At 66.1% G+C, this 3,273-nt stretch carries 4 protein-coding genes and 1 pseudogene; 3 read left to right on the top strand and 2 right to left on the bottom strand.

All coding sequences use genetic code 11. The features are described from left to right. Positions 1-78, top strand: a 78-nt coding sequence (locus WAN71_RS10395) for a hypothetical protein (RefSeq protein ID WP_422225252.1), incomplete at its 5' end; no start/stop codon positions are given. Between the two features lie 75 nt (positions 79-153). On the opposite strand, the gene WAN71_RS10390 is transcribed toward WAN71_RS10395, so the two are convergent. Next, entirely contained in the window at positions 154-816 is a 663-nt protein-coding gene (locus tag WAN71_RS10390) for a serine protease (RefSeq protein WP_422225251.1), read from the bottom strand. Between the two features lie 281 nt (positions 817-1,097). On the opposite strand from WAN71_RS10390, the gene WAN71_RS10385 reads away from it, so the two are divergent. Further along, positions 1,098-1,628, top strand: coding sequence for a phage holin family protein (locus tag WAN71_RS10385; protein ID WP_422225250.1), 531 nt, complete (start codon positions 1,098-1,100; stop codon positions 1,626-1,628). Continuing rightward, on the top strand, positions 1,629-2,591 hold the full coding sequence (locus tag WAN71_RS10380) for an alpha/beta fold hydrolase (protein WP_422225249.1): 963 nt from the start codon (positions 1,629-1,631) through the stop codon (positions 2,589-2,591). Here WAN71_RS10380 and marP read toward each other — a convergent pair. Further along, a pseudogene (gene marP, locus WAN71_RS10375) lies at positions 2,588-3,273 on the bottom strand (acid resistance serine protease MarP); the annotation flags it as partial. The gene WAN71_RS10380 and the pseudogene marP sit on opposite strands and share 4 nt — an antisense overlap.

The following is a 3,273-nucleotide window of genomic DNA, read 5'->3' as shown; positions in this document are numbered from 1 at the left end:
GCCGAGGATCGCGAACTCGGCGACACCTCGACGCTGCTCGATCCCGGCGTGTTCGACGCGATCCGCGCCGCCCAGTAACGATGCAGTGGGGGCACCCCCAGCCGCGCAGCGGCGAGGGGGCGAACCGGGCAATCGATAGCCGCCAAATAAGTGTCAGGCGGGGACTGGGACGAAGCCGGCGCCGGGACGGTTCTTGGCGTTGATGTCGGCCAAGACCGCGTTGATCGACTGAACAACTGCGGGGGTGTGCAGCGGGATGTACTTGATGACGCAGGCCGGCAGGTTCTCGCTGAAGGCGCCGTGGATCATGCCGACCAGGAGGTTGTTGACGGTAACCGGACCGCCCGAGTCGCCCGGTTGTCCGCATACCTGCATCACGATCGTGCCCGGGTCTTGACCGGGACCCCACGTGACGCCGCACGAGTTCCCGGTCGTGCGGCCCTGTTTGCAAGCGATCTGACCGAACGCGGGATCCGGCCCAATGCCGTTGATCGCGAAGCCACCGAAGTTGGCGACCGGCGTCACCTTGGCCGGATCGAACTGGATGACCGCGTAGTCCAGGGTGTCGTTGCCGGCCACCATGGTTCCCAGCGTGCCGCGGTCTTTTGCCGCCTCGGCGGCCACCACCGCGCCCGGGCCACCGCAGTGCGCCGAGGTGAAACCGATCAGCTCGCCTTTCCCATCGGTGCCGATGGTGGTCAGCGTGCACAGAGTGTCGCCGTTGACCACGATGCCCGCCCCGCCGCCGAGCGGGAGTCGGTCGTCAGCTCCAGCCGACACGCCGCACAGGCCGGCCGGGCCCACCGATGTCACCATGACCAACACCGCAACGACAAGAAGCGGCCGGCGGCACGTGGTCTGCAAAGCAGTACTCCCGTCGACAAGCCTGGACGCGCACCCGAAGCGGCGGCGTCAGTCTAGCGCGACCGATGCCCGCCAGCGTCGATCCGCAAACGGTCGGGCGGTGATCCGGTTGGCCTCGTCTGGTAACCGACCGCATGGCAACATGAACCGCGACGACAGGCAACGCCCGGCGACGATGCGAGCCGGGCAACGGCTCGAGGAGGAGCCGGGCAGTGACATCGGGAGGACCGTCTGTGAGTAAGCCAGATCGCAAGAACGCCGACCACAAGGACGGGGTTCCTCGCACGCTGACCACGATTCCCCTGACCGACCCACACGCGCTGTCCGTCGAGCCGTCCATCGGTGAGCTGGTTAAGGACGCCACAGCGCAGATGTCGACACTGGTGCGCGCCGAGGTCGAATTGGCCCGCTCGGAAATCACCCGCGATGTCAAAAAAGGTCTCACCGGCAGCGTTTACTTCATCTCGGCGCTGGTGGTGGGGTTCTACTCGACTTTCTTTTTCTTCTTTTTCCTCGCCGAACTGCTCGATACCTGGCTGTGGCGCTGGGTCGCTTTCCTGATCGTGTTCGGGATCATGGTGGTGGTTACCGCGGTGCTGGCGTTGTTCGGCTATTTGAAGGTGCGACGCATCCGCGGACCGCGGCAGACCATCGAGTCGGTCAAGGAGACCCGGACCGCGTTCACCCCGGGCCACGACAAGGGCTCCGGGCGCGCGCTCCGTTCGCCGCACGGCGGGACGCCCGCCGACCCCTCGGGTTGGTAGATGGCGCCGCCAGATCCGTCGGTCACCCGTATCGACGGGCCATGGCGCCATCTGGACGTGCACGCCAACGGCATTCGGTTCCATGTCGTCGAGGCAGCGCCCGCCGACCGGAGTGCCGCCAGCTCTCCAACGGCGCGGCCATTGGTGATCATGCTGCACGGCTTCGGCTCGTTCTGGTGGTCGTGGCGTCACCAGCTACGCGCTTTGAGCCGAGCCCGGGTGGTCGCGGTGGATTTACGAGGCTACGGCGGTAGCGACAAACCGCCCCGTGGCTACGACGGCTGGACGCTCGCCGGGGACACCGCCGGACTGATCCGCGCGCTCGGGCACACGTCGGCGACCCTGGTCGGTCACGCCGACGGCGGGCTGGTCTGCTGGGCAACGTCGGTCCTGCATCCACGGCTGGTCCGCGCCATCGCAGTGGTCAGTTCGCCGCACCCCGCCGCACTGCGCCGCTCGGCGCTCACCCGCCGCGATCAGGGCCGTGCGCTGTTGCCCTCGCTGCTGCGCTATCAGGTGCCGATCTGGCCGGAGCGCGCACTGACCCGGCATAACGGCGCGGAGATCGAGCATCTGGTGCGTAGCCGCGCCAGCGCTAAATGGGTTGCATCCGAAGACTTTTCCGAGACGATCGGTCATCTGCGACAGGCGATTCAAATCCCGTCAGCAGCCCACTCGGCGCTGGAGTATCAGCGGTGGGCGGTGCGTAGCCAGCTGCGTGAAGAGGGTCGGCGCTTCATGCGATCGATGAACCGTCCCTTTGGGATTCCGATAATGCACATTCACGGTGATGCCGATCCGTACGTGCTGGCCGACCCCGTCGAGCGAACACAGCGCTACGCGCCGCACGGTCGTTACGTATCAGTCGCCGGCGCAGGACATTTCAGTCACGAAGAGGTGCCGGAGGAAGTCAACGGCCACCTGATGCGTTTCCTCGACCGGGTGTACAGGTCGCCGCTTTAGCTGACACACTGCCCAGTGGCCACCGGCGCAGTGTCGCCGATGTGCGACAGCTGAGCGGCCACCTCCTTGGCCGTCAACACGAAACCCGTGTCGTTGTCGTCGACCGCCGCGCCGAACACCACGCCGAGCACCTGACCATTCAGATCGATCAACGGTCCGCCCGAATTGCCTTGCTCCACACCGGCTCTGATGGTATAGACCTCGCGGTTGACCGAGGCATTCCGGTAGATGTCGGGCCCGCTGAGTTCGATGAGTTCCCGAATTCTGGCCGGAGTTGCCACAAAGCCGCCTCCCCCGGGGTAGCCCATCACTATTGCCTCGGTACCCGATTTCGCCGGGGCGTTGGCGAAGGCCAGCGGTCCGGGAGGCAAGTTGGGCACCGCGAGTATCGCGATGTCGACCGTCGGGTCGTAGGACACCACGTTGGCGTCATACGGGTTGCCGCTCGCCTCCACGGTGACGCTGTTCGCACCGGCCACCACGTGTGCATTGGTCATCACCCGGTCTGGCGAGAGGACAAATCCGCTGCCCTCCAACACTTTCTGACACTCCGGTGCGATCGCGCGGATCTTCACCACGCTGGGTTGGGTGTTGGCGACAACCGGGCTATTGGCCAGCGCCGCATCCGGGGCCGCCACCCGTGCGATCGGGGTGGGGTCGAACGGATTCCGCACCTCCTGCC

Source organism: Mycobacterium sp. (genome assembly GCF_049280035.1).
Taxonomy (GTDB): domain Bacteria; phylum Actinomycetota; class Actinomycetes; order Mycobacteriales; family Mycobacteriaceae; genus Mycobacterium.
The sequence above is the reverse complement of the archived record's forward strand: the minus strand, read 5'-3'. Positions and strand labels throughout refer to the sequence as shown.

Coding starts and splice junctions, on each gene's coding strand:
- WAN71_RS10390 (WP_422225251.1), bottom strand. CDS start 816: ATGGTGACATCGGTGGGCCCGGCCGGCCTGTGCGGCGTGTCGGCTGGA.
- WAN71_RS10380 (WP_422225249.1), top strand. CDS start 1,629: ATGGCGCCGCCAGATCCGTCGGTCACCCGTATCGACGGGCCATGGCGC.